This window comes from Dysgonomonas sp. ZJ709, assembly GCF_011039195.1.
Lineage (GTDB): Bacteria > Bacteroidota > Bacteroidia > Bacteroidales > Dysgonomonadaceae > Dysgonomonas.
In genome coordinates this window covers 30,052-54,237 of record NZ_JAAKEM010000014.1, presented here as the reverse complement: position 1 = coordinate 54,237, position 24,186 = coordinate 30,052, and the positions used below count along the sequence as shown (strand labels likewise).

Genomic DNA, 24,186 nt, shown 5'->3' with positions numbered 1-24,186 from the left:
CATAGAGAATACTTGGAGATTATGTTAAGAGTATTTATTTTTGCACAAATTCACTAAAAATGAGCAATCGATGATCGATAAAAATTTTGTAAAACTTTACGAAGACAGCTTCAAATACAATTGGGATCTTCCGGCACTTTCCGACTATTCGGAACAAAGCACGCTTTATTATAAAGATCTCGCAAAAGAAATTGCACGTGTCCATCTATTACTGAAAGGAGCAAATATAAAAACAGGAGATAAAATAGCGCTCATTGGCAAAAACAATATACCATGGTGCGTTACTTATTTAGCTGTTATACACTATGGGGCTATCATAGTTCCTATATTGCAGGATTTTCATGCCGATAATGTACAGCATATTATCAATCATTCGGAAGCAAAACTGTTATTTACAGGCAACCAAATATGGGATAACCTCGATGAAGATCGATTGCCTCTGATAAGAGGTGTATTTTCAGTAAATGACCTCAAATTTAATTGTTTGTATGAACAAAAAGGCGAAAGACTATCATTTATAGCCTCCTCTCTTGAAAGCCTTATGGCAGAAAAGTATCCGAGTGGCTATTCTCAAGGTGATGTGAAATATGCAGAGGTGGATAATTCGGAGGTTGTTCTCATTAATTATACATCAGGCACTACGGGCTTCAGCAAAGGAGTTATGCTGACAGCAAATAATCTGGCGGGAAATATAACTCATGCTCATTATCTACAACTTCTCTTTAGAGGACAAAACATTGTATCCTTCCTTCCTTTAGCCCATGCATACGGATGCGCATTCGAGTTTTTATACTCGCTGAGCGAAGGTGCACACACAACATTACTAGGCAAAACACCATCACCTAAGATTCTTACTCAGGCTTTTGCTGAAGTAAAGCCGCATCTCATTATTTCCGTTCCACTTGTTATAGAAAAAATATACAAAAAAGCTATTTTACCCAAGATAGAGAAACCAGCCATAAAGGCTGCCCTTAAAATACCAATTCTTAAAGATCGGGTTTACGCTAAAATCAGACAAGGGCTGATGGATGCGCTTGGAGGTAACTTCCACGAAGTAATAATTGGAGGCGCAGCACTAAACAAAGAAGTTGAAGCATTTTTACATAAAATTAAATTCCCTTTCACGGTAGGTTATGGCATGACCGAATGCGGACCATTAATCTCTTATGACCATAATTACGATTTTATCCCCACCTCGTGTGGCAAAGTATTAGATAATATTATGGAAGTAAGGATAGATTCTACCGATCCATATAATATTGTAGGTGAGATCCAGGTAAGAGGAGAAAATGTAATGAAAGGCTATTATAAAAATGAAGAGGCAACCAAAGCTGCATTTACGGAAGATGGTTGGCTGAAAACAGGTGATTTGGGGACAATAGACCACGACAATCGCATATTTATCAGGGGGCGTTGCAAAACGATGCTACTAGGACCCAGCGGACAAAATATATTCCCGGAAGAAATAGAAGCAAGACTAAATAATATGCCCTTTGTTATGGAAAGCCTTGTCGTAGAACGAAGCGGTAAATTAGTAGCACTTATTCACCCTGATTATGAATCGATGGATTCGGCTCAAATAGAACAAAATATGCTTCCCGAGATAATGGAAGAAAATAAACGCACGTTGAACAAATTGCTAGCCAGCTACGAAAATATCACATCAGTACAAATATATGCCAGTGAATTTGAGAAGACTCCCAAGAAGAGCATTAAGCGATATTTATATGAGAACTAGGGGTTCTCAGGACTAAAATGAGAAGAAAAATAAAAAACATTAAAAAAAATACATTTGTGTTATATAACATATAATAAATATGTGTATATTTGCATCGTGTTATCAATAAAATAACTCGAATACATTTACCGTTTAAGTTAAATAGAAAAGAAAAATGAAAAAATTAGTATTATTCGCTGTTGCTGCTATCGCAATTACTTTCGCATCTTGTGGAAACAATGCTGCTCAAAACGCAGAAGAAGCTGCTAAAAAAACTGCTGATTCTCTAGCTGTTGAAGCTGCAAAACTTCAAGAAGCTGCTGCTGCTCAAAGCGATTCTTTAGTTAACGCTGCTGACTCTCTTGTACAAGAAGTTAAAGCTGAAGTTAAATAATAGAAGCAAAACAGCCTTAATGGTTATAACCTGTATGAGTTACTCATATAGGTTTTTTTAATTTACACAAAACTACTCAATGCTAATATTCGTTGTATTTGAACAGACTTTACAAATATTCAGATAAAAAATAACTACCTTTACATAAAGATTGGCTATCGTCAAGTCAGTAGCTCAGAACAAACTCGTAAGCACAAAACATTCTAACAAATTATTATTTATTTAATGGAAGTAGAAAAAGAACACTGGGATATAGAGATAAAACCGAGAGGCAGTAATTTCTCGCTTAATCTCAAAGAAGTTTGGCAATATAGAGACTTGCTACAAATGTACATCAAGCGAGATATTGTAACAATGTACAAGCAAACAGTTCTTGGACCTCTGTGGTTTATTATACAGCCACTATTCACAACAGTTATGTACATGTTTGTATTTGGTGGAATTGCGAACATACCAACAGACGGCTTACCTCAGATGCTATTTTATCTAGCCGGAATCCTTTGCTGGAGCTATTTTGGAGATTGTTTGGGCAGAGCCTCCGGAACTTTTTCTCAAAATGCAGGTGTATTCAGCAAAGTTTACTTTCCTCGCCTGGTTGTTCCCATTTCTGCTATAACCTCTAACTTAATCCGCCTAGTAATACAATTAGCTATTTTCTTGATTGTCTACTTCTATTATATATACAACGGAGAAAATCTACAACCTAATTCGACATTATTCTTATTACCTCTGCTTATTTTAATGTTAGCAGGTCTAGGGATGGGATTTGGAATTATAATTTCATCTTTGACAACAAAATACAGAGACCTTGCCATATTATTTGGCTTTATTACTCAGCTTTGGATGTATGCAACTCCCATTATATATCCATTATCGGCTATACCACCCAAATACAGCGGAGTAAAATGGATAATAGAATTAAATCCTCTTACATCAATTGTTGAAACATTCAAATACAGTTTTACCGGAGCCGGAACATTTAGCTGGTTTTCACTAGCATATAGTTTCATTTTCACAATTGTAGTCGTAGTAATCGGCTCATGGATGTTCAACAAAATTGAACGGAAGTTTGTTGATGTAGTATAATTCTAAAAGGAACAAGAAATAATGTCTGATATAGCAATAAAATTCGAAAATATTTCTAAACAATACCGCCTTGGCACAATTGGCACAGGAACTATTAGTCACGACCTGAACAGATGGTGGCATGTGGTTAGGGGTAAAGAAGACCCCTATCTCAAAATTGGCGAAGTGAATGATCGCTCGTCGAAGGCTACCAGTGACTATGTATGGGCGCTCAGAGATATAAGTTTTGAAGTTAAACAGGGAGAAGTACTTGGTATCATTGGTAAGAATGGTGCCGGAAAATCTACTCTTTTAAAAATTCTATCAAGAGTAACATCTCCTACAACTGGCACAATTAAAGCAAAAGGGCGTATTGCTTCACTTTTAGAAGTAGGTACAGGCTTTCATCCTGAAATGACAGGCCGGGAAAACATATACATGAATGGTTCTATCATGGGGATGACGAAGGCAGAAATCACAAGAAAACTGGATGAAATAGTTGATTTTGCAGGCGTTGAAAAATACATTGATACACCAACTAAGCGCTATTCATCGGGAATGACTGTAAGGTTAGGATTTGCTATTGCCGCCCATCTAGAACCGGAAATCCTAGTAGTAGATGAAGTTTTAGCTGTTGGAGATACTGAATTTCAGAAAAAAGCTATAGGTAAAATGCAGGATGTATCGAGAGGTGAAGGAAGGACTGTATTATTTGTGAGCCATAATATGGCCGCTGTAAAAAATTTATGCAGAACAGGAGTCTATCTCGAAAATGGCACAGTTAAATTTGCTGGAGGAATCGATGATACTATTGACTATTATCTATCATTGAATCAAATAGAATCGACAGTCATATTAGAAAAAAAGAAATTCAAAAATTTATATACTGCCAAAATAGATAAAATAGAGCTACTAGATACATCTACTTATAAGTCTAAATCGGCTTTTAAAATGGGCGAGAATATCGGTATCAGGATTAGCTTTAGCATTCCTGAAACGCTGAATGACTTGGGTGTAACTGTAAGAATGAATGACATATACAGCAATGGAATTGCTGCTTGGAGAACAAAAGAAACCGGATTTACTATCGACTACAAGAAAGATTTATCGTTATATCTAGAAATTAACAACTTAAATGTTTTCGACGGAATATACAATTTGAGTTTCTCTCTGGTGAACGGTAAAGAGACTATCGATTTTCTTGATAATGCGATTAGTTTTGAAATAGTTGCATCTGAATTAGAGATTTTTGGCGGCAGAGCCATGACTAAATCCCATAATTTAATCTATACTCCATGCAAATGGATTGAGGAATAAAAATAATTTAACAAGTAAAAAATGAATCTCATATATTGGAAATCGGATATTGGAAATCTGGGGGACGATCTGAACCCTTGGTTATGGGAAAGAATTTTCGGCGATTTTTCTAATTATTCCGACGATTATGATTTCGTTGCTATTGGCTCTATTCTTACTAATAAAATAGAGGATGACAGAAAAAAAATAATTTTTGGTTCTGGAATCAGAGATTTTCTCTATAATCCAAATTTTCAAAATGGAAGTGATGTTAGATTTGTTAGAGGCCCTGTATCAAGCAAGGTATTTAATAATGCGCCATATATTACCGATGCCGCATACTGTTTAGGTCTATTGGAGAAGGAAGTGTATGAAAAAAAATACGAAACATCATATATCCCTTATTTTCGTCAAGTTCATACTTTTGACTGGAAATCATTTGAAAAATGGTCTGGTATGAAGGTTATTTTGCCGACAAACCCCATAGAACAAGTCATAAAAGAAATTAATGAATCGAAGAACATCATAGCTTCCGCTATGCATGGTGCTATTCTGGCCGATATATACCGTATACCTTGGATAAGGGCTCGATTTTCCAGTCTTGTTGGAGAATCAACTATGATTTCGGAGCTTAAATGGTTTGACTGGCACAAATCAATTGGAATTGATGATTTACGACCCATCACTTTTGGTTTTACGATCAACTATAAAAGTAAAAATTTCTTAAGTGATTTCACAAAAGGAATGATGATGATTAATAAATTCAAAAAAGCACATTATTTTTTATCCGATCAGTCATTGTTTGAAAAGAAAATCAATGAACTTAAGGATCAAGTAGAGTATATTAAAGATAGATACATCAAATAGCTTGATATCCAAAACGCATCTCATAACTACACTTAGTATAATCTCAATAAGCATGATATTATTTATAAAAATAATTATATAATATGAAAAAAATACTCATTATAAGCCCTGATATACCTTATCCTCTAACTAAAGGAGGAAGACAGGGGGTTTTTCATTTTATAGACAAGCTAAGAGATAGATATGATATTTCCCTTTTATTTATTTTGGATAATATTGATAAGGAATCGTATATTGAATTAAGTTCCCTATGGAATAATGTGACGTTCTATCCGCTAGAGAGGCCTGCCATTCAAGAGAGAAAAGAATCGTTATTTTCCAAGCTATATAATTTACCTTATAAGGTTAAGGATAAAATAATGTATTATTCTAAAAAAAATGATACAGATAAAGTAAGTAATTCTGATTTTGTAAGAGACAACAGCACTTTGAATAGTTCTTTAGTGCTTGTGCATTCAAAAGAATTTATAGACTATGTAACAAAAATAGCAACACAGGAATTTGATATAATACAAGTTGAATTTTATCCCCTACTATCTCTGGTACACATACTACCTGCTAATGTTGAAAAAATATTTATTCACCACGAACTACGGTATGTAAGAAATGAAATAGAGATGTCTTTTTTCCAAAAAGTAACCAATTGGGATAAATATGTATTCAAATCATCAAAATTATTCGAGATAGAAACCTTACGACTATACGATAAAATTGTAACAGTTACGGATATAGATAAACTAAAACTGGAACAAGAACTTGAAGGTAAATCTATCTTCGCCTCCCCATCAATGGTGAATATGCCTGAAGACAATCTCAGCTACAAATATAAATTTAATAATAAACTGACTTTTGTAGCGAGTGCAGCACATTTCCCTAATTATGATGGCATTAAGTGGTTTATTTCGAATATTTGGCAACAAGTATATAAAAAGCATCCTGAATTAGAACTGCATATAATTGGAGGTGGATGGAATGCCGAAATGTTCCAAGATATAGAGCTCCCTAAGAACATCTTTTTTGACGGATATGTAAAAGATTTAAAAGATATACTACCTAACTCTATTTCAATCATCCCAATAAGGATAGGAAGTGGAATGAGAATGAAAATTATAGATGCCGTTAATTTCAAAATACCTTTTATCACAACGAGTGTTGGAGTAGAAGGACTGGATTTTATTAACGGAAGAGACTGTCTCATTGCAGATGATGCTAACAGCTTTGCCCAACATATAACGGATCTAACTAAAAACGAATTATTACAGAATAATCTCATTTTGAGTTCTCATAATACGTTACGTAATATGTATAACGAAGACATCTTAATAAATAAAAGAATGCTTGTTTACGAAACAAGCATACCTAATAAAAAATTCGGTAAATAAGTATATTAGATAGTACAAAGTTTAAATAGAAAAAATAATGATATCGGTTATTCTTCCCAATTATAATCATGCTGCTTTTCTTAAGCAAAGAATTGATTCTATACTAAATCAAACTTATAAAGATTTTGAGCTTATTATATTGGATGATAAATCGCCCGATAACAGTAAAGATATCATAGAACAATATAGAGGAAACGAACATATATCACACATAGTATATAATGACGTAAACTCTGGATCTACATTTAAACAATGGAATAAGGGCATCCAGATTGCAAAAGGTGAGTATATCTGGATTGCAGAGAGTGACGACTGTGCTGACAATAATTTATTACAGACTTTGGTCACAAACATCCAAAAAGATAAAAATATTTTCATTTCATTTTGTCAGTCTTTTGAAATAAATGGACAGAATGAAATCGCTGGAGATTGGATATTCAGAACTCAGGATATGGTTGATTCTGAAATATTTAATTCTGATTTCACAATGAACGGCCAGGAGTTCATTACTAAATATTTAATAGAAAGAAATGTTATTCCGAATGCGAGTGCCGTTTTGTTCAAAAAAGAAGAATTCTCTAAAATAGGAAACGTTCCATCAAATATAGGCTTTGCCGGCGATTGGCTGCTATGGCTGCAACTCCTATCGGCAGGAGATATCGCTTATTCTCATCATAGGTACAATTATTTTAGAAGACATGATAAAAGTGTAGTTGTATCGACGACAAATAAAAAAATATTTTTAAAAGAATACGAACTAAAGATGCGATTCGCATATCAGAAGTATATGAATCGACACAATAAAATCACACATTTGATTAAATTAAATAAAAAATATATCGAAAGTAGTTCTATTCTGGAGGCACGATTTTCATGGAATAATAAGAAATACATAAAAGCTCTGAAATATTACTTATTCTCGATCCGATACTCTAGTGATTTAGTTCAAGTATTACAGCGTGGATTTAAATATGTATTTAGCAAAAAATAGTTATTTTTATTAATAATGATAAATATAGCCCACATATCTCCCAATCAGAATGCATATTCTGAGACCTTTATTCAAAGCCATAAAAAGCATTTTAAAGGTAATGTCAGTTTCTATTATGGAGGAAGCCACCCTCAATATTTGGAAGGAGAGGGTTTAATTCCCACTAAAAATAAGGTTAGATTAGAATTCTATATAAAAAGACTCCTGTCTAAAGAAGTATCCGCAGACTTCTTTAGAGAGAAAGCTTTGATAAACTCTTTCAAAGAAAAGAAAATAGATGTTGTATATGCCGAATTTGGCTTGACCGGCGTTGCAATGATGAATGTTTGTAAAAAACTAAGAATTCCTCTGATCGTAAACTTTCATGGATACGAAATTTCGGTAACTTCTTTAGTCGAAGAATATAAATACAGATATATCGAACTTTTTCATTTTGCGACAGCAATCATAGCTGTCTCTAAGGTAATGCAACAGCGATTAATAGATTTAGGATGTCCTCCTGAAAAAATAACATATACGCCATGCCCACCTGACAATTCTTTTTTTGATATTGTCCCTGATTATTCTGGAGAGATATTTTTGGCCATTGGACGCTTTACTGAAAAAAAAGCTCCATACTATACAATCTTAGCGTTTAAGAAAGTGTTAGAGAAACATCCGACAGCACAGCTTTATTTCGCTGGCGATGGGTCCTTATTTGAAGTCTGTGTAAACCTAGTTCGCTATTTAAAACTACAGAATAATATACATCTGCTTGGTAGCCGCCCCCATCAAGAATTATTTCATTATTATTCTATTGCGAAAGGTTTTATACAACATTCAATCACAGCTATGAGTGGTGATATGGAAGGGACTCCGGTAGCAATACTGGAAGCATCTGCAGCAGCGCTACCAGTCGTATCTACAAAACATGCCGGAATTCCTGATGTTATTATTAATAACGAGACCGGCCTGTTGGTTGATGAACACGATGTAGACCAGATGGCGGATAAGATAATCTATTTGATAGAGAATAAAGAAGTTGCTGAAGCAATGGGTAAAGCTGGTCGCCTGAACATAAAAGAAAATTTTTGTTTAGACATCCATATGAGTAAACTTAACAAAGTGATACAAAATAGTATTCAAGACAAATTAAAAATATAATCAAAATGGAATCTCATATGTTAGCTCCCATAGTGCTGTTCGTCTACAATAGACCGACACACACATTGCAAACATTAGAGGCTTTGGCAAACAACTCTCTTGCTAAGGATTCCATCCTCTATATATATGCTGATGGTGCAAAAACAAATGCAAATGTAGAAACAATAAAGAGAATTGAAGAGACAAAAGATATCATCAAACAGAAACAATGGTGTAAAGAAGTACATATTATAGAATCGGAAGAAAATAAAGGGCTAGCCAATTCTATTGTAGAGGGAGTGACTGATATTGTCAATAAATATGGTAAAATAATAGTATTAGAAGATGATATTGTAACATCACCCGGCTTTTTGAAATACATGAATGATGCATTAGATTTATATGAGAACAAAGATCGTGTTATGCACATATCAGGCTTTGTCCCTGTGACATCAGGCGCTGATAAATTGCCGGAAACCTACTTTCTACGTTTTATGAGTTGCTGGGGATGGGCCACATGGAAAAAAGATTGGAGTGAATTGATTCTCGATACAGACTTTTTATACAAAACAATACCTCATCAAAAAGATTATTCGGCGTTCAATCTAGAGGGTGCCACTAATATGTTTTCACAAATAGAGGCTAACCATAATGGAACTCTCAAAACTTGGGCTATAAAATGGTATTCCACTATTTTTCTTAAAAAAGGGCTATGCCTTTACCCCCGCTATTCTGTTGTAGATAATGTCGGGATCGATGGAAGTGGCGAAAACAGTGGTAATGCACAAGATTTGTTTAAGGTAATTCTGGCTCAGTCGGTTGAAGTTAAACCAATAAAGATAGAGGAGAATCTATACGCTAAAGAATATTTGAAAAGATTCTATATTTACGGAAGAGATTCGTCTTTTAGAAAACGATTAATTCGTTCGGTAAAAAAAACATTCCTTTTCAAGGTATATAAAAAACTTAGATACCAATGAAAGTCGTACACGTTTCAGCATCTGCCACCGGAGGAGCAGGACTTGCAGCCTACCGATTACATCTAGCTATGGAAGATATAGATGAAGTAGATAGTTATTTTGTGCAAAAAGCCGATACCAGCAATGAACAGGCAGCCAATAATACCTATACAGTACCGGAGAGGCATTCTATACCTTACAGAATACTAAGAAAGCTAAGACTTACTCCTGAATATGTAAATCAGAAACGAATACCAAAGTTCTCGAATAATTATCAATACGAGATAGCTACGTTCCCGACAACATCGTACAGAATAGAAGATTTCCCACTGATTAAAGATGCAGATATAATTCACTTGCATTGGGTAGCCGATTTCCTGAACTATCCAACTTTTTTCAAGAAAGTGAAGCAACCTATTGTATGGACACTTCACGATAAGAACCCATTTCACGGATTATTTCACACAGAAACAGACGAGGCTGCAAATAAATCCGCGTATGGAAATTTAGATGCTCAGATTTTAAAGAGTAAGGAAGAATATATACATCAGAATAATAATATACATATAGTTACGCCATCAGATTGGCTAAAAAAGAAATCGGAAAACAGCCAAATATTTAAACAATATCCTCATTATCTGATACCCAATAGTATCGATCTATCGAAGTGTAATATTAATAGAAATGAGGCCAAGAAAGAGTTAAATGTGAATAATGGACTCAAAACTCTGTTCTTCATCGCCCATTCGATAGATATACCTCGCAGAGGTTTTTTCCTCTTGCGTGACGCTATAGAAAAACTTGGATATACCAATTTCAATCTGATTACGCTAGGTGGTGATAGAATTGATATTAACAGTAATATTAACCACATTCATTACACAACCACTCATAACGAAACATTGATAAATACTATTTACTCAGCATCCGATCTGATGGTACTGCCAACAATGGAAGACAACCTACCTAATGTCATGCTTGAGTCGTTTGCAAACGGAACACCCGTTCTTAGTTTTAGCAATGGAGGTATGGCGGAACACATAAAAACAGGTGAGAACGGCATACTTATCGACAATATAAGTGTAGAATCTTTAACCGCAGGACTCAAGGATTTTCTAGATAATAAGTATACCTTTGATGAACAGCTAATAAGAGATTATGCTAAAGACCACTTTTCACCTAAATTACAAACAGACAGATATATAAACTTATATAAGAATATACTGAATAAATAGACACATGAAACTATCTATCATTACCATAAATTACAATAATGCACAGGGATTGGAAGATACAATCAAGAGTATTATTTCTCAAAGTTCGCAAGACTTTGAGTACTTGGTTATAGATGGTGCTTCTACAGATAGCAGTGTCGACATTATAAAAAATTATGCGGAGAATATAAGCTATTGGATCAGCGAACCCGATTCAGGTATATACAATGCCATGAATAAAGGCATTAAACAAGCTAAAGGTGAATATATTTTATTTGTAAATAGCGGTGATATACTACTTGAAAATGCAAAAATAGATTATATCATAAGCCAAGCAACTGGAGAAGATCTAATATATTATGATATTGATATATTCGATATTGATAACAATACCCATAGATTAAAGACATATCCCGATTTTCTAGATTTCAAATATTTTGTTTCAGACTCGCTACCCCACCCTGCGACTCTAATAAAAAAAGAGCTCTTTGATAAACATGGTTTCTATTCCGAAAATATAAAAATCATTTCTGACTGGGCCTTTTTTATGGATGTCGTTTGTCTTAAGGCGTGCACATATAAACACATAAGCGAAAGCTTTTCGTCCTTCAACTCGGGAGGTATTAGTTCACAAACAGAAAATCAAAAATTGATACTGGCAGAAAAAGGTAAGCATATCAGTTTGAACTATAAGCTCTATGAAAGCATTTATAAAGAATGGCTTTCGAACAGAGAAGAATTATATAAACTAAAAGTTGCTGCAAGTGTTAGATTCTTAAAGAAGTTAGGACTGTTAAGATGGTTAAAGTTATAAGAATATGAATCCTAAAATATCTATTATAGTTCCTTGCTACAACCAAGCCGCGTACCTATCTGAAACATTACAATCTGTTTTAGACCAAGAGTATGCTGACTGGGAATGTATTATCGTGAATGACGGATCGCCCGACAATACGGAAGAGATTGCGATGCAATGGTTCGAAAAAGATAGTCGATTCAAATACTTTTATAAAACAAACAGCGGTGTGTCGGATACCCGCAACTTCGGTATACAACAGGCCACAGGAGAATATATACTACCGTTGGATAGCGACGATAAGATAGAATCACACTATATCAGCAAAGCTCTAAAAGTATTCGAAAAAAACACCGATACTAAACTGGTTTACAGTAATTCCATCTTGTTCGGGAAAAAGGATGAAAAAATAATAGCACATGAATTTAACTTCGAAAGATTACTTTTCGAGAATTATATTTTTTGCTCGGCTATATTTCGTAAAGCTGATTTCCTGAAAACTTCGGGATATAATCCGAATATGAAACACGGATTGGAAGACTGGGATTTCTGGCTTACATTTCTCAAGAAAGAAGATGTTGTTGTAAAGCTAGATGATTTTCATTTCTTCTATCGGATTAAAGATATTTCGAGATCGCAGGCTATTGATATTAAAAAGAATGAATCGTTATTATTGCAAATATTCAAGAATCACACGGAATTATATCTCAGCTATGTAAATCCAATTAGAAACTATATAGAAGCTAATTATTATAAAGAGCAAGAACAGGTATATAAACGCTCTATCGAATACAAAATCGGATATATTATTTGTACACCTATCAGAATAATCAAGAAAATATTGAAACAAATATTCTAAAGTAATATATAATGAAACTGAATGTCTTATTAATAACATATAATCAAGAAAAATATATTGAACAGACAGTAGAAAGTATTCTGATGCAAGAAACTACTTTCGCTTTCAATATAATTGAGGCAGATGATTGCTCATCTGACTCAACGCTTGATATTATTAAAAGATATGCAGATAATAATAAAATAGAATTTCATTTTCTCCCCAAAACAAATAACTTAGGCTTTGTGAAAAATTATCAGCGAGCGTTCGAAGCTTGCGATGGTGAATATATAGCCATCATGGAAGGTGATGATTATTGGATAAGTCCTTTTCATCTTGAAAATCATGTGAAGTTTCTAGATCAACATCCCGAATGTTCGATGAGCTTCAACAGACATTTACGATTATTTGAAGATCAGAATCGTGAAGAGATATTCGAATGGGACAATGAAAAAGATTACGAATATATCTCGACAGAGCAGATGGCATTGGGCAACCGCATTGGCAATCTATCGTGCTGTGTCTTGAGAAATGAATTTATAAAAAAACTTGATCCTAAATTATTCAACCTCGAATTTGCAGACTGGTTACTTGGTATGATTATGGGGCAATATGGTCCCCTAGCCTATCTGAAAGAAGTAACATCAGCATATCGCATTCACGACAACGGACAATGGTCGAGAATGACAGATAAAGAACAAGGCGAAGCTATTATTGCTGCCATCGATATTTATGATAAAATACTCAACTATAAATACGCAGAAGTATTTAAACAACATAAAAAAAGAATAAACATCGGTCTCTACGGAGATAAATCGCTAAGAGGACAGATAAAAAATATTACACCCGAAAGTATAAGAAAATTATACCGACGAATTATAAAATAAAAGTCTAACAAAAAAGCAAGAATCAGCCAAACGAGGACAACCTATTGATAATGTGTCGGTAAACCCTTTGTTTGGCTTTTCTTTTGTGGCAGAAAAAGCCACCGATAGACAAAGGTAAGACAAACTTTAGTTACCACCTCATTACCAACGGCTAAAATGCAAATTGACCGTAAGTCACTATTTGTCTGCCTATTGCGTCATAGTATATAACCTCTTATAACTCAAAGTAAACTAATTTTGTAACGTTTAAAACTTTGAGGAAATGAGAAGTACCTTTAAAATTCTATTTTATCTGAAGAAGAACAGTCCGAAACCTGACGGAACAGTTCCTCTGATGGGAAGAATCACGATTGATGGAACAGTCAGCCAATTCAGCTGTAAGATGAATATTTTGCCTAATCTTTGGGATACCAAAGCAGGGAGGCTGACAGGTAAAAGCACATTAGCAGTCAAAACTAACCTTGCGTTGGATAAAATCCGAGTGGATATAAACCGCCATTATCAGGAAGTAATGCAAACAGACGGCTTTGTTACAGCTGACAAGGTAAAGAATGCCTATTTAGGATTAGGTGTAAAACAAGATACATTCCTTAGCCTATTCGCTAAGCACAACCAAGAATTTTCTCGAAAGGTAGGTTATAACCGAGCGCAAGGAACATACTCCAAGTATTGCACCATCTACAAACACATGGAGAGCTATATCAAACAGGAATATAAACGAGATGATATATTTCTGAAAGAACTAAACCTTGCCTTTATCAATGGTTTTGAGTACTATTTGCGAACTGAAAGAGAATGTTCTACCAATACAATATGGATGTACATGATAGGCGTAAAACACATTGTTGCTATCGCTCGCAATTCGGGTCTGTTAGCTATTAATCCATTTGCAGGCTACCTGATAAGCCCCGAACAAAAAGACAGGGGATTTCTCACAAAAGAAGAACTCAACTCACTTGTCAATGCCAAGATGAAGAATGCTCAATATGAATTGGTAAGGGATTTGTTTGTGTTTTCGTGCTTTTGCGGATTAAGCTACTCGGATGTAAAGAACCTTACAAATGGCAATCTGAAAACCTCATTTGATGGGCATTTGTGGATAATTACCCGCAGACAGAAAACCAATACCGATTCAAGTATTCGATTGTTGGAAGTTCCGAAGCGAATAATTGAGAAATACAAAGGCTACACAAGGGATAACAGAGTTTTCCCGATGCCGAGTAACGGAACATGTAACAATATTCTAAAAAAGATAGCGGAACAATGCGGAATCAAAACACGGCTCTCCTACCATGTAAGTAGGCATACGTTCGGAACGCTTTTAACTATTTCACAGGGAGTTCCAATTGAAACCGTTAGTCGGATGATGGGACATACCAATATCAAAACTACTCAAATTTACGCCAAGATAACGAAAGAGAAAATCAGTCAGGATATGGAAATTCTTTCCCATAAGTTAGAATCGTTTGAAAAGCAGATACTTGAAAAGATAGAAACAGAATAATTATTTGATTCATTTTTACACCTGATAATTCTATAAATGGAAGTACTTTTGTTAACAACATTAAATAGATGGAAATGATAAGATTACAAAATATAGCCAAAGCTTCATCCGAAGATATACAGCGATTGGCGAACAATCATGCTATCGCAATAAACTTGCGAGATGCCTTTCCTCATCCTTATACAATTGAGGATTCTGTTACATTTCTCGAATTAGCAACAAATGGAATGTTGGGAAAAGTTTATGGAATCTATGATGGAGATACATTCGTGGGATGTTGTAGTTTGATTCCGCAGCAGGATGTATATCGTATCAATGCTGAAATCGGTTATTGGATTGGCGAGCCTTATTGGGGCAAAGGATTTGCCACCGAAGCAGTAAAATTATTACTAAATGTAGCATTCAACAAACTTGGGTTATTGAGAGTTTATGCGTATATATTTGAATACAATTCGGCATCAATGAGAGTACTTGAAAAATCAGGATTTAAGAAGGAGGCAATTATAAAATCTTCCATAATTAAGGAGGGGAAGATATTTGATGAACATTTGTACAGCATTAGAAAAGATGAAGAAGATAGGTAAACATATTATCAATAAGTTGGATTTACAGGATATAGTTGATGTATTATCCGATAAGTTAAGCGGTTCGGAGCTTAGTACCGTGTTGCTTGATGTGTTTGATAAACGTATAAAACGAGAAAACCCTGCATCTTTATTGAATAAATATGAGGCAAATATATTAGTCAAGCCGATTGATATAGATGTTGTAAAGATAAAAGAGTATGAGTTGTATTGTTACAAAGCATTAGCAGATGGTGGTTTTGAACCTATGGAACTTTCTCCTGTTGCACAAATAGGAACAAGTAGCGTTGTTGCTACGGTAGATCAGAAAAAAGTTCTTACTGCATTACGAAACACAGAAGTACAAGCAGATCCGACCAATGCGATAGCCTTACATTATGCCTCATTGAAGAAAAAAGGCGAATTAAAAAACAGAACATATAACTACTGCAACATATCAAGAGTAATCCGCACACAGGCATTTCTTAATCCGATTTTTACACCGCATTTTTCGGTTTTATGTCTGATTTCTTGTGGGCGAGATACTGGTAGTTTCAATTTTGAAAAAGAGGAATTGCTAAAACAAATGCTCTCATCATACGCTATATGCAGAGAAGTTTTTGGGTTGCAAGATGCTTATTTTGAAATCATTCCATGTAAAGGATATGACAAGAAAAGCTCGCTAATTGTAGATGCAACTTCTTACATTCGGGAAAACAATAAGCAAATCTTTCAAGTCTCTATTGTTGAACCAGATTGTGAAAATAACTATTATAAAGGTTACCGCATCAAGTTGAAAATCGTACTTGATGGCTCTGTATATGAAATTGGTGATGGTGGATTACTTGATTGGACACAACAACTTTTAGCAAATAAAAAAGAGCGAATGTTGACTATGGGCTTAGGCTTTCAAACGGCATATAGATTATCAGAGAAATATGGTAAAAGGTAGAGTTATATTTGAAGATGAAGGGAGTGAGAAAGTAATACTTAAATATCCTTGTTTTGAACTAAAGGATATTGTCGAGTATTACTTTGAAATTAAAATACCCGGAAATTCTATAAACCCCTTTTCAATAGTAGCTCTGCCCAATGTCAATATTGTCGCATCAATACATCTTACCCGCAAAAGCCAATCATTTAAGGTGCATAGAGAGCTTGGTATTTCCGACACTTCGGGAGACAAACTTTGTGGAGGTTTAACAGAAGCTATTACAGTTATACATGCTCCCGGAACTCATGAATTTGCCATAAAATTTAAACCGGGTGTTTTACATTCTTGTTTGATAGGCGATTCTTCGAAATTGATTGATAGTCATATTCCCCTTTCAAAATATATTGAACAAGGAGTTATTGATGAATTGAAATCAAAAGAGTCATTTGCCGGACGTGTTAAGTTTGCTGAAAACTGGCTTTTGAATAATATACAACTATCCAAAACAGATTTTAGATTAGATACCGTATCAAAAGCAATGTATTACATCAATAGCTGCAAAGATTACAAAATAAGTGCAGTTAGCAAACAAGTCGGAGTGTCAAATGCCACTCTTAACCGTTACTTCAAGGAAATATTAGGAGTATCCCCAAAGCAGAGTTTCAAAGCACTACGCTTCAAAACAGCATTGAAAAACTACCGTTCTGTTGGCAGTAGCGACCTGTATGATGAATTGGGATATACTGATTTTTCTCACTTTGTGAAAGAAGCCAAAAGTTTGGCAAACAAAACGCCTTCGGAATTATAAAAAGAAATAAGTTGTCTAATCAAAAAAATAATGCCTATGGACTGAGTTCGGAAAAATTAAACCACTAAAAAATCCAATGTAAGTGATTATTCCATTAAGATTTATTCACCATTAAATTAATTACTTATGAATTATTTTTTAGAATCGAAGTTATTCAGTTTATTTTCTGAGACTTCACAAGAGGTTACAAGTCAAGAAATACAGAATGCCTATGAAGAATTTATTGCACATGTAGACACCATCAGCCAAGTCGGAAATGACCTTACAAGCATTATCAGAAAGCTGACCATTACTCGTATCGAGTTGGTATCCCTATTGAAGCAAAATCAGTACGAGCAGGGAAAAAAATGCGCTTAAACTTCGTTACATAGACAAAGCATTGTCTTATCTTGATTCCGAGCTATCGCTTATCCATCTTAGGATTGAGCATCCCGAACAGTTCACACAACCCAATCAGCCTACATTCGTTTCCGAGCTATATATAATCCCTAAGTCGAAAGACTTGGGGATTATTGCTTTAGCAGAGATTGTAGTCGCCTTATTTCTATCGAAGAAAGTCTTTCAGCGGAACGGAACACCTGCCTACCTGAACCAAATTGCAGATGTTTTTCAAAAAATGTTTAATTGCAGTTTTGGGAGTATCTACGACCAGCAGGAGAAGGTATTTGACCGTAAGCCGTTCAATCGGACAAAAGCTCTTGATTTTCTGAAAAATCTCATCATCCGTAAGGATAAAGAGGATAGAAATAAACAGAATGAAAAATAACCGTTTTGTAACAGTTTAAATAAAAGGCTGTTATCAAAAACTTTTGGGGGAGTAGTTAACTACTCCTCTATTTTTATGTCGTCTATTGTCCGAGCTTTGCCTTACCAATCGATTGGAATTAATCAAATTATTAATTTCAAAAACAACGTATTATGTATTTAGACAATGAAGATTTTGAAAAATGGATGGGTAAACTATCCAAGAAACTCAACGAAATAGGGCAAGACCTAAAATCTCTGATAAATACCGATAAGGTATTCAATGAAGAAGAAAAGATTCTCGACAACCAAGATTTGGCGTTTCTCCTGAAAGTGTCAAAACGAACCCTACAACGATACCGCTCCAATGGTATGTTACCCTATTTTGCCATAGGTCATAAAACTTACTACCGAGTGAATGATGTTCGGGACTTTGTCCGTGAACATATGGATTTTCACACCTACAAAGAGTTTGAAAAAAAGCACCCGAAAGAGGATGATAAGGACAAAAAAGAGGAATGATTCTGTATTTCCTAATCTAAGCAGAATGAAGCAAACTAACGAAGGCTTGTTTTAGTTTACGCCTTGTAAAATCGCTCCGCATTTCTCAAAAACAACCTCGCCTTGTGGCTCTGTTTGTTTCGAGAAATTGAGCAAGAGGGAACTGGACTTTGTCCTGTTCTTCCTCTTGCCCTGCGGGGCAAAGCCTTCGGCTTTAGCGGCTTAGTATAAACCGCTGTTATAACACCTGCTATAATCATTTTTAGTTTAATGCTTATTATCAGGTGGTTAATGATGTAAATAGTCATAAAATAGTTATAACTATGGGTAAACAGCATAGAGAAACGGTATTTACGACCATCGCCATAGATACAGAAACCAACAAATTGGTGGAAAAAATATGCAAACGCTATTCGCTGAAAAAAGGAGAAATTACAAAGCTGGCTTTTCTGTATTTGGATAAGGCTTCTATCAATCCCGCCGATGCTCCTGAATCGGTAAAATCGGAGCTTGCCAAGATTAACAAACGGCAGGATGATATTATCCGTTTCATTCGGAGCTACGAAGAAGATAAGCTAAACCCGATGATACGCACAAGTCATTCCATTGCTACCCGATTTGAGAAAGTGGTAAAGGAACTATGCGAGTTAGTTGCTTCCGAAATAAGTACTTCAAAAGAATTACAAGAGAATGCGTTGAAAAAGATAAGTGAAACATTCGGTCAACACGCAGGAGTAATTAACAACCAATCCAAGCAAATAAATTTCCTTTCTCAAACAGTGCAGAAAGATAGTAAGAAACTATTGAAGCTAATTGCTTTGTATGCGGATTTGACATCTTGCGGAGTGATGGACGGTAAACGAAAAGAGAATCTAAAAACCGAAATTAACAACCTGATAGACGAGCAATGAATATAGATTTCCCGCCACCATCCAAAGGCACATACAATAACGAAGGCAGTAGCCGAAGGCTTGCCAATTATCTGGAACATGAGGATATGGAGCGCATGGAGCAGGGAATTTATACAGACGGATTTTTCAATCTGACAGAAGATAATATCTATAAATCACAAGTGATTAAAGATATAGACGGTAATATCGGTCAATTACTAAAGACAGATGCCAAGTTTTACGCTATCCACGTCAGCCCATCGGAGAGTGAATTAAAAGCAATGGGTAACACCGAACAGGAGCAAGCCGAAGCCATGAAGCGATATATTCGTGAAGTGGTTATCCCTGAATACGCCAAGAACTTCAACAAAGGATTATCGGCAGAGGATATAAAATTCTACGGTAAGATACATTTCAGTCGGGATAGGTCAAGCAATGAGCTGAATATGCATTGCCACCTGATTGTAAGCCGTAAAGACCAATCCAACAAAGTCAAAATAAGTCCGCTTACCAACCACAAAAACACCAAAAAAGGAACGGTTAAGGGCGGTTTTGACAGAAAGAACCTATTCCAACAGGCAGAACAGGGATTTGACAGGCTATTTGGTTATGACCGACAATTAACCGAAACATTTGAGTATTGTAACACGATGAAGAACGGTAGTATAACCGACCAACTAAATATGCAGGAAAGGCAGATTGCTGTTGAGAGAAAAAATACAGATATGCAGATAAGCAACGATGCTGACAAGATTGAAAACAAGTTTGCAAATTTTCAAGATTCCAAATTAGAAAATTCCCAAACTATAAATCAAGATAATAAGCAAAGTTCCAATCTTCCTGATTTGGGTTTATCCTCTGCATTAGGCTTGCTTACGCCTGATGTTTCCAACCAAGAGGAAGAACAAGCTCCCATGAAAAGAAAAAAGAAGAAGCCCAAACGAGGATTCAGGCAGTAGTGAGGTTGAAACCGAAGTTATTTCCTGCGTCTATGTTGGTTATTTCCGCTTAGGGCTTCCCTGCCGTTTGGAGGGCGGAAGCCCGCAGAATAACCAACGACGCAAGAATAACTTCTACCGTTGTGCCAGTTACAGCCAATGTGTTCCATTGCTACACAATTTTCAAAACCGCTTGATATTCTGCTTTTCTTTGCTTCCAAATCATTGCAATGAGATTTTTAAATAATCAATTTTAAACAAAAATCAGTATGGATATTATAGCAATTGAAGGCAGAACCTTTGAGCAGATAAAGCAAAGCTTCGAGAATTTTACCCAGCAAATTAAATCCCTTTGCGGAGACAATCGGAACAATGAAAAATGGTTGGGTAATAAAACTGTTTGCGAACTTCTGCATATTTCGTCCCGAACCTTGCAATCGTACAGGGACAACGGAACATTGCCTTACTCTCAAATCGGACGTAAGTGCTACTACAAAACATCGGATATTGAAACCCTAATCAGTCAATCACAATCAAAAAAATTAATCCCATGAAAGAAGAAATATTATTTGATTTGAGTGTGTTGGTTGGCACATGGGAAAGCGTGAACCTGAATCCAACAGTTATGATTTGCCGAAATGAAGACAACTACATGCTAACTATTATCCACATGAATGAAACAAGCAAACAGGCAAGCCCTGCCACTTATGAAATTCAGGAAGATGAAAACGGATATTTCATCAGCTACAATCTAAAACGAACGGTTATCAGCTATGATGCAAAACTGGATTTATTAACCCTCTCTGCTTTGGGAGATTATATGCGTAACTAAATATGAAACTATTGGATAGAAAATCGGCTGAAATAGCCCAATTCTTTGCGACTTTGGATGAGATGTTGGATTCCGTCAGCCAAACTCTTAAAAACCGCACTCCGCACCTGAATGACGAAAAATTTCTGACAAATAAAGATGTTTGCCAAATGCTTCATGTCAGCCTGCGGACTTTACAGGATTGGCGGGATAACGGAATTATTCCGTTTGTTCAGATTAAAGGGAAGATTTTGTATAGGGAATCGGAGATTTTGAACCTATTGGAAAATACTCAAACATAGCTTTAATGAGTAATGATTATTGATTAGGGACGGCAAGGACACTTTTGTCGTCCTTTTTTTTAGGTTCTTTATAGACTATTTTAGTATTTGAGTTACACCTGTGTAGCTTAAAGTTTACGGGATTTTTGCCTTTTAAATTTGTTTTAAGAAGCCCCGAACTAAAAAAAAGTATTTCTTTACCGACTCTTGCAGTATGAGCAGTATGCTTAAACGAATACTCTTTTTTATCACAGTCTGAATATAATTCTTTTATCTCCGAAACATTGTCATAAGAAACAATCCAACGTATATTATTTATGTTTTTTATCTTTTCACTTACTAACCTATGGTTATCATCCTCATAGTGATTCATATATAAAGAACTAGCCTTGTAATAATATGGAGGGTCAAAATAAAAGATAACATTTGTATTTTCAGATTCCTTTTGAATCTTATCGATTAATTTCAGAGCATCCTTCTTGTATAAACGGATATCTTTCTTTCGAGATGCTATCTTTCTAATTCTTTTTATTAAATCAGATTTATTAAAGCGACAATCTATTAAATAATCGCCATCTTGCTTGACGCCTCCAATCATTCCCCCATTTATTATCCCCGAACGATTTGTTCTATTCAGAAAAAATGTAGAAAAGCCAAGTTCTAATAAATCTGCTTTATCCTTTCTAGTTTGAACTTCTTTTTGCCTTCTCCACTCTTCTAGGGTTATTTCTGTTTCTTCAATCATTCTACATAATTGCTCCGTCTTATTAAGAACAGAATGCCAAAACGCATATATGGATCTATCTTTATCATTGATAGTTATTTTACTAATAAATCCTTCAAATAAAAGAAATAGAGCAACAGATGCGCCACCCGAATATGGTTCTACATAATGTCCATTTATACCATTTTCGACACAGATATTTGCTATAAAGGCGGATAATTTATTCTTTCCGCCAGGATATCGTAAAGGAGAATAAAATTTACTCATCAGTAATAACTATATTGATGTGTTCGAGCAAAGGTAACAAATTTAGCATTGTATTCTCTAACTGGGATGGTTCTATGTGGAAATGTTGATTATGGACGAGCATGTTAAACCCGTGTAGATCAATAATATTGTTGTCTCCTTTTAAAAAGGCAGAAAAAGCATTTCTTTGTCTATTATCAGGGAATAATTCTGGTTTAGTAGCAATGTATTGTAACATTCCACGCAATGATAAAGAAGAAGAAACATCTGTTTTATGCCCCAATTTCAATATAAAACGAAAATCATCTTTTATTTCCTCATCACTTAAAGCATATTCGTCAACTAGATATTGTTTAATTTTCCCATAAAGTTTATCATTTTCTTTATTAGTTTTAGCATTTTCCTGTAATGACGAATCTTCTAAACTATTTTTCTTTTTTAGGAATTCATAAATCAACATATCCAAATAACAACGAAAAGCGATTCCAACAACATCAACATGTTTGTCATATCTCAATGTTTTCATTGTCCTAAATATGTTATCAATTCTAATTACTCCTGTATTCCATTCCTTATCAGGAAATAGTTTGAATTTGTTTTTTGCGGGTGTTTTTTTAGGTTCTTCTTCGGATTGTTTGTCTCCCTCTTTATCTAAATCACCTTGGATTCAGGTAATAAATCGTCATCAATTGGACTAGAGTGTTCAGATAACTGCTTTGAGAAATCAAATTTATCAGTCAAAGTTCTAAGATGATCAATATATTCTTTCTTATCTGTATCTCTATTAAAAACACGTGAATTAAGTTTGTCATTTACAATTTCTTCTACAATAAATCGCAAACGATTGTTTACTTCGCTTATATCTAGCCTTTTATCTATTTTTCCATTTGCTGCAAATGATATTCCAAGAAAGTCTAACCCATCTTTATATTCATACAACCTTTCTAAGTTAGTTATTGGAAACTTATCGCTTGATACAGTTTCTTTTAAGGTTGGATTATCATCGAATAGACTCATAGAGTATTGGTGTATATTATATCTCCTTAAAGCCTTTCTTATATTTGTTGTTGATTCACTTAGCATAGTTGCAATTTCCTCAATACTAAAACTGTCGTCAGTAAATAGTTTATGTATATGAGCATCTTGACTAACTGTTTCCCATCTTTTAATTGTGGTAGTTGTGTGTCTACGATATATTAAAATATCCGCATCACGTCTTGTAGGAGCTACATGGCAATTTAATTTTTCTAAAGAATAATTATACTTAAGTATATTTTGTGCTTTTAGATTAGAGAGGTATCTATGTGGATTCAATAATACTTTACATGCTGCTACCCGTCTGTTCCCTTCTAAGACTACATACGCATCTCCTTCCTTACAGACTATTGGTTCTTCATTTAGTAAATATCCATCTGTAGCAATGTCTTTGGCCAAATCATAAACATCAAAGCGATCTATCAGAAACTTAACAATTTCTGTTTGATTCATTTTCTTTTTTGAAAAATAAGAAAACCTAGGATTATCAATATCCAACTTTAAATGCTCTATGGATAAAAGTCTTTGGCTCCATTCTGAAAAGTCTAATCTCATAGTCAATTCTGTATAATTTGAGAATTAACAAAAATACAACATTTTTTTTGTTTTTACATGGGTAATATACTGAAAGTTAACAACAGCTAAAATAATATTTATTTTTCAATACTAATTTGAAAAT

The 24,186-nt window shown here is 34.8% G+C and carries 28 protein-coding genes; 25 read left to right on the top strand and 3 right to left on the bottom strand.

What is annotated here, in order from left to right; genetic code table 11:
• The first annotated feature begins 70 nt into the window (after positions 1 to 70).
• From G7Y56_RS10970 to G7Y56_RS10850, 25 genes are all read left to right on the top strand, one after another.
• On the top strand, positions 71 to 1,738 hold the full coding sequence (locus G7Y56_RS10970) for an AMP-binding protein (protein WP_165043416.1): 1,668 nt from the start codon (positions 71 to 73) through the stop codon (positions 1,736 to 1,738).
• Between the two features lie 154 nt (positions 1,739 to 1,892).
• Positions 1,893 to 2,111: a hypothetical protein gene (locus G7Y56_RS10965; RefSeq protein WP_165024530.1), complete on the top strand. Its 219-nt coding sequence runs from the start codon at positions 1,893 to 1,895 to the stop codon at positions 2,109 to 2,111.
• Positions 2,112 to 2,336: 225 nt separating this feature from the next.
• Entirely contained in the window at positions 2,337 to 3,197 is an 861-nt protein-coding gene (locus G7Y56_RS10960) for an ABC transporter permease (RefSeq protein WP_165043414.1), read from the top strand.
• Between the two features lie 21 nt (positions 3,198 to 3,218).
• Positions 3,219 to 4,493 (top strand): ABC transporter ATP-binding protein, encoded by a 1,275-nt coding sequence (locus G7Y56_RS10955; RefSeq protein WP_165043412.1) that lies wholly within the window; start codon positions 3,219 to 3,221, stop codon positions 4,491 to 4,493.
• 21 nt (positions 4,494 to 4,514) lie between these two features.
• Positions 4,515 to 5,339: a polysaccharide pyruvyl transferase family protein gene (locus G7Y56_RS10950; protein WP_165043410.1), complete on the top strand. Its 825-nt coding sequence runs from the start codon at positions 4,515 to 4,517 to the stop codon at positions 5,337 to 5,339.
• An 83-nt stretch (positions 5,340 to 5,422) separates the two neighbouring features.
• Positions 5,423 to 6,721 (top strand): glycosyltransferase, encoded by a 1,299-nt coding sequence (locus tag G7Y56_RS10945; RefSeq protein ID WP_165043408.1) that lies wholly within the window; start codon positions 5,423 to 5,425, stop codon positions 6,719 to 6,721.
• A 37-nt stretch (positions 6,722 to 6,758) separates the two neighbouring features.
• On the top strand, positions 6,759 to 7,712 hold the full coding sequence (locus tag G7Y56_RS10940; protein WP_165043406.1) for a glycosyltransferase: 954 nt from the start codon (positions 6,759 to 6,761) through the stop codon (positions 7,710 to 7,712).
• Positions 7,713 to 7,727: 15 nt separating this feature from the next.
• On the top strand, positions 7,728 to 8,855 hold the full coding sequence (locus G7Y56_RS10935) for a glycosyltransferase (protein WP_165043404.1): 1,128 nt from the start codon (positions 7,728 to 7,730) through the stop codon (positions 8,853 to 8,855).
• Positions 8,856 to 8,860: 5 nt separating this feature from the next.
• A complete protein-coding gene (locus G7Y56_RS10930; protein ID WP_165043402.1) occupies positions 8,861 to 9,814 on the top strand; it encodes a glycosyltransferase family 2 protein in 954 nt (317 codons plus the stop codon).
• Positions 9,811 to 11,028 carry a glycosyltransferase gene (locus G7Y56_RS10925; RefSeq protein WP_165043400.1) on the top strand — a complete coding sequence of 406 codons (1,218 nt, stop codon included), beginning with the start codon at positions 9,811 to 9,813 and terminating at the stop codon, positions 11,026 to 11,028. The genes G7Y56_RS10930 and G7Y56_RS10925 overlap by 4 nt, the downstream gene beginning before the upstream one ends.
• A 4-nt stretch (positions 11,029 to 11,032) precedes the next feature.
• Complete coding sequence (locus G7Y56_RS10920; protein WP_165043398.1) at positions 11,033 to 11,821, top strand: glycosyltransferase family 2 protein; 789 nt, start codon at positions 11,033 to 11,035, stop codon at positions 11,819 to 11,821.
• 4 nt (positions 11,822 to 11,825) lie between these two features.
• Entirely contained in the window at positions 11,826 to 12,662 is an 837-nt protein-coding gene (locus G7Y56_RS10915; protein ID WP_165043396.1) for a glycosyltransferase family A protein, read from the top strand.
• 11 nt (positions 12,663 to 12,673) lie between these two features.
• Positions 12,674 to 13,528 carry a glycosyltransferase gene (locus G7Y56_RS10910; RefSeq protein ID WP_165043394.1) on the top strand — a complete coding sequence of 285 codons (855 nt, stop codon included), beginning with the start codon at positions 12,674 to 12,676 and terminating at the stop codon, positions 13,526 to 13,528.
• 262 nt (positions 13,529 to 13,790) lie between these two features.
• Complete coding sequence (locus G7Y56_RS10905) at positions 13,791 to 15,032, top strand: site-specific integrase (RefSeq protein WP_165043392.1); 1,242 nt, start codon at positions 13,791 to 13,793, stop codon at positions 15,030 to 15,032.
• Between the two features lie 74 nt (positions 15,033 to 15,106).
• Entirely contained in the window at positions 15,107 to 15,616 is a 510-nt protein-coding gene (locus G7Y56_RS10900; protein WP_165043390.1) for a GNAT family N-acetyltransferase, read from the top strand.
• Positions 15,600 to 16,547: a hypothetical protein gene (locus G7Y56_RS10895; protein WP_165043388.1), complete on the top strand. Its 948-nt coding sequence runs from the start codon at positions 15,600 to 15,602 to the stop codon at positions 16,545 to 16,547. The genes G7Y56_RS10900 and G7Y56_RS10895 overlap by 17 nt, the downstream gene beginning before the upstream one ends.
• Positions 16,534 to 17,337, top strand: a complete 804-nt coding sequence (locus G7Y56_RS10890; protein ID WP_165043386.1) for a helix-turn-helix domain-containing protein — start codon at positions 16,534 to 16,536, stop codon at positions 17,335 to 17,337. Before G7Y56_RS10895 ends, G7Y56_RS10890 begins: the two co-directional genes overlap by 14 nt.
• 126 nt (positions 17,338 to 17,463) lie before the next feature.
• The gene (locus tag G7Y56_RS10885; protein WP_165043384.1) at positions 17,464 to 17,694 is read left to right on the top strand and encodes a hypothetical protein; all 231 of its coding nucleotides are present in this window, start codon (positions 17,464 to 17,466) and stop codon (positions 17,692 to 17,694) included.
• A 22-nt stretch (positions 17,695 to 17,716) separates the two neighbouring features.
• A complete protein-coding gene (locus G7Y56_RS10880; protein ID WP_255498727.1) occupies positions 17,717 to 18,103 on the top strand; it encodes an RteC domain-containing protein in 387 nt (128 codons plus the stop codon).
• A gap of 152 nt (positions 18,104 to 18,255) precedes the next feature.
• Positions 18,256 to 18,603 carry a helix-turn-helix domain-containing protein gene (locus G7Y56_RS10875; RefSeq protein WP_165043382.1) on the top strand — a complete coding sequence of 116 codons (348 nt, stop codon included), beginning with the start codon at positions 18,256 to 18,258 and terminating at the stop codon, positions 18,601 to 18,603.
• 302 nt (positions 18,604 to 18,905) lie between these two features.
• Positions 18,906 to 19,493: a BfmA/BtgA family mobilization protein gene (locus G7Y56_RS10870; protein ID WP_165043380.1), complete on the top strand. Its 588-nt coding sequence runs from the start codon at positions 18,906 to 18,908 to the stop codon at positions 19,491 to 19,493.
• On the top strand, positions 19,490 to 20,431 hold the full coding sequence (locus G7Y56_RS10865) for a DUF5712 family protein (protein ID WP_165043378.1): 942 nt from the start codon (positions 19,490 to 19,492) through the stop codon (positions 20,429 to 20,431). The genes G7Y56_RS10870 and G7Y56_RS10865 overlap by 4 nt, the downstream gene beginning before the upstream one ends.
• Positions 20,432 to 20,679: 248 nt before the next feature.
• A complete protein-coding gene (locus G7Y56_RS10860) occupies positions 20,680 to 20,964 on the top strand; it encodes a helix-turn-helix domain-containing protein (protein WP_165043376.1) in 285 nt (94 codons plus the stop codon).
• The gene (locus tag G7Y56_RS10855) at positions 20,961 to 21,242 is read left to right on the top strand and encodes a DUF3876 domain-containing protein (RefSeq protein ID WP_165043374.1); all 282 of its coding nucleotides are present in this window, start codon (positions 20,961 to 20,963) and stop codon (positions 21,240 to 21,242) included. Before G7Y56_RS10860 ends, G7Y56_RS10855 begins: the two co-directional genes overlap by 4 nt.
• A 2-nt stretch (positions 21,243 to 21,244) precedes the next feature.
• Positions 21,245 to 21,523, top strand: coding sequence for a helix-turn-helix domain-containing protein (locus G7Y56_RS10850; RefSeq protein ID WP_165043372.1), 279 nt, complete (start codon positions 21,245 to 21,247; stop codon positions 21,521 to 21,523).
• 16 nt (positions 21,524 to 21,539) lie between these two features.
• Here G7Y56_RS10850 and G7Y56_RS10845 read toward each other — a convergent pair whose 3' ends face one another.
• From G7Y56_RS10845 to G7Y56_RS10835, 3 genes are all read right to left on the bottom strand, one after another.
• Positions 21,540 to 22,493, bottom strand: a complete 954-nt coding sequence (locus G7Y56_RS10845) for a DNA adenine methylase (protein ID WP_165043370.1) — start codon at positions 22,491 to 22,493, stop codon at positions 21,540 to 21,542.
• Positions 22,486 to 22,998, bottom strand: a complete 513-nt coding sequence (locus G7Y56_RS10840) for a hypothetical protein (RefSeq protein ID WP_165043368.1) — start codon at positions 22,996 to 22,998, stop codon at positions 22,486 to 22,488. Before G7Y56_RS10840 ends, G7Y56_RS10845 begins: the two co-directional genes overlap by 8 nt.
• Positions 22,999 to 23,123: 125 nt before the next feature.
• Positions 23,124 to 24,062: a hypothetical protein gene (locus G7Y56_RS10835; protein ID WP_165043366.1), complete on the bottom strand. Its 939-nt coding sequence runs from the start codon at positions 24,060 to 24,062 to the stop codon at positions 23,124 to 23,126.
• Positions 24,063 to 24,186 lie beyond the last annotated feature (124 nt).

Coding starts and splice junctions, on each gene's coding strand:
- G7Y56_RS10850 (WP_165043372.1), top strand. CDS start 21,245: ATGAAACTATTGGATAGAAAATCGGCTGAAATAGCCCAATTCTTTGCG.
- G7Y56_RS10945 (WP_165043408.1), top strand. CDS start 5,423: ATGAAAAAAATACTCATTATAAGCCCTGATATACCTTATCCTCTAACT.
- G7Y56_RS10855 (WP_165043374.1), top strand. CDS start 20,961: ATGAAAGAAGAAATATTATTTGATTTGAGTGTGTTGGTTGGCACATGG.
- G7Y56_RS10955 (WP_165043412.1), top strand. CDS start 3,219: ATGTCTGATATAGCAATAAAATTCGAAAATATTTCTAAACAATACCGC.
- G7Y56_RS10940 (WP_165043406.1), top strand. CDS start 6,759: ATGATATCGGTTATTCTTCCCAATTATAATCATGCTGCTTTTCTTAAG.
- G7Y56_RS10835 (WP_165043366.1), bottom strand. CDS start 24,062: ATGAGATTAGACTTTTCAGAATGGAGCCAAAGACTTTTATCCATAGAG.
- G7Y56_RS10870 (WP_165043380.1), top strand. CDS start 18,906: ATGGGTAAACAGCATAGAGAAACGGTATTTACGACCATCGCCATAGAT.
- G7Y56_RS10965 (WP_165024530.1), top strand. CDS start 1,893: ATGAAAAAATTAGTATTATTCGCTGTTGCTGCTATCGCAATTACTTTC.
- G7Y56_RS10840 (WP_165043368.1), bottom strand. CDS start 22,998: ATGAAAACATTGAGATATGACAAACATGTTGATGTTGTTGGAATCGCT.
- G7Y56_RS10910 (WP_165043394.1), top strand. CDS start 12,674: ATGAAACTGAATGTCTTATTAATAACATATAATCAAGAAAAATATATT.
- G7Y56_RS10860 (WP_165043376.1), top strand. CDS start 20,680: ATGGATATTATAGCAATTGAAGGCAGAACCTTTGAGCAGATAAAGCAA.
- G7Y56_RS10935 (WP_165043404.1), top strand. CDS start 7,728: ATGATAAATATAGCCCACATATCTCCCAATCAGAATGCATATTCTGAG.
- G7Y56_RS10845 (WP_165043370.1), bottom strand. CDS start 22,493: ATGAGTAAATTTTATTCTCCTTTACGATATCCTGGCGGAAAGAATAAA.
- G7Y56_RS10915 (WP_165043396.1), top strand. CDS start 11,826: ATGAATCCTAAAATATCTATTATAGTTCCTTGCTACAACCAAGCCGCG.
- G7Y56_RS10890 (WP_165043386.1), top strand. CDS start 16,534: ATGGTAAAAGGTAGAGTTATATTTGAAGATGAAGGGAGTGAGAAAGTA.
- G7Y56_RS10895 (WP_165043388.1), top strand. CDS start 15,600: ATGAAGAAGATAGGTAAACATATTATCAATAAGTTGGATTTACAGGAT.
- G7Y56_RS10900 (WP_165043390.1), top strand. CDS start 15,107: ATGATAAGATTACAAAATATAGCCAAAGCTTCATCCGAAGATATACAG.
- G7Y56_RS10920 (WP_165043398.1), top strand. CDS start 11,033: ATGAAACTATCTATCATTACCATAAATTACAATAATGCACAGGGATTG.
- G7Y56_RS10905 (WP_165043392.1), top strand. CDS start 13,791: ATGAGAAGTACCTTTAAAATTCTATTTTATCTGAAGAAGAACAGTCCG.
- G7Y56_RS10865 (WP_165043378.1), top strand. CDS start 19,490: ATGAATATAGATTTCCCGCCACCATCCAAAGGCACATACAATAACGAA.
- G7Y56_RS10970 (WP_165043416.1), top strand. CDS start 71: ATGATCGATAAAAATTTTGTAAAACTTTACGAAGACAGCTTCAAATAC.
- G7Y56_RS10930 (WP_165043402.1), top strand. CDS start 8,861: ATGGAATCTCATATGTTAGCTCCCATAGTGCTGTTCGTCTACAATAGA.
- G7Y56_RS10885 (WP_165043384.1), top strand. CDS start 17,464: ATGAATTATTTTTTAGAATCGAAGTTATTCAGTTTATTTTCTGAGACT.
- G7Y56_RS10925 (WP_165043400.1), top strand. CDS start 9,811: ATGAAAGTCGTACACGTTTCAGCATCTGCCACCGGAGGAGCAGGACTT.
- G7Y56_RS10950 (WP_165043410.1), top strand. CDS start 4,515: ATGAATCTCATATATTGGAAATCGGATATTGGAAATCTGGGGGACGAT.
- G7Y56_RS10875 (WP_165043382.1), top strand. CDS start 18,256: ATGTATTTAGACAATGAAGATTTTGAAAAATGGATGGGTAAACTATCC.
- G7Y56_RS10960 (WP_165043414.1), top strand. CDS start 2,337: ATGGAAGTAGAAAAAGAACACTGGGATATAGAGATAAAACCGAGAGGC.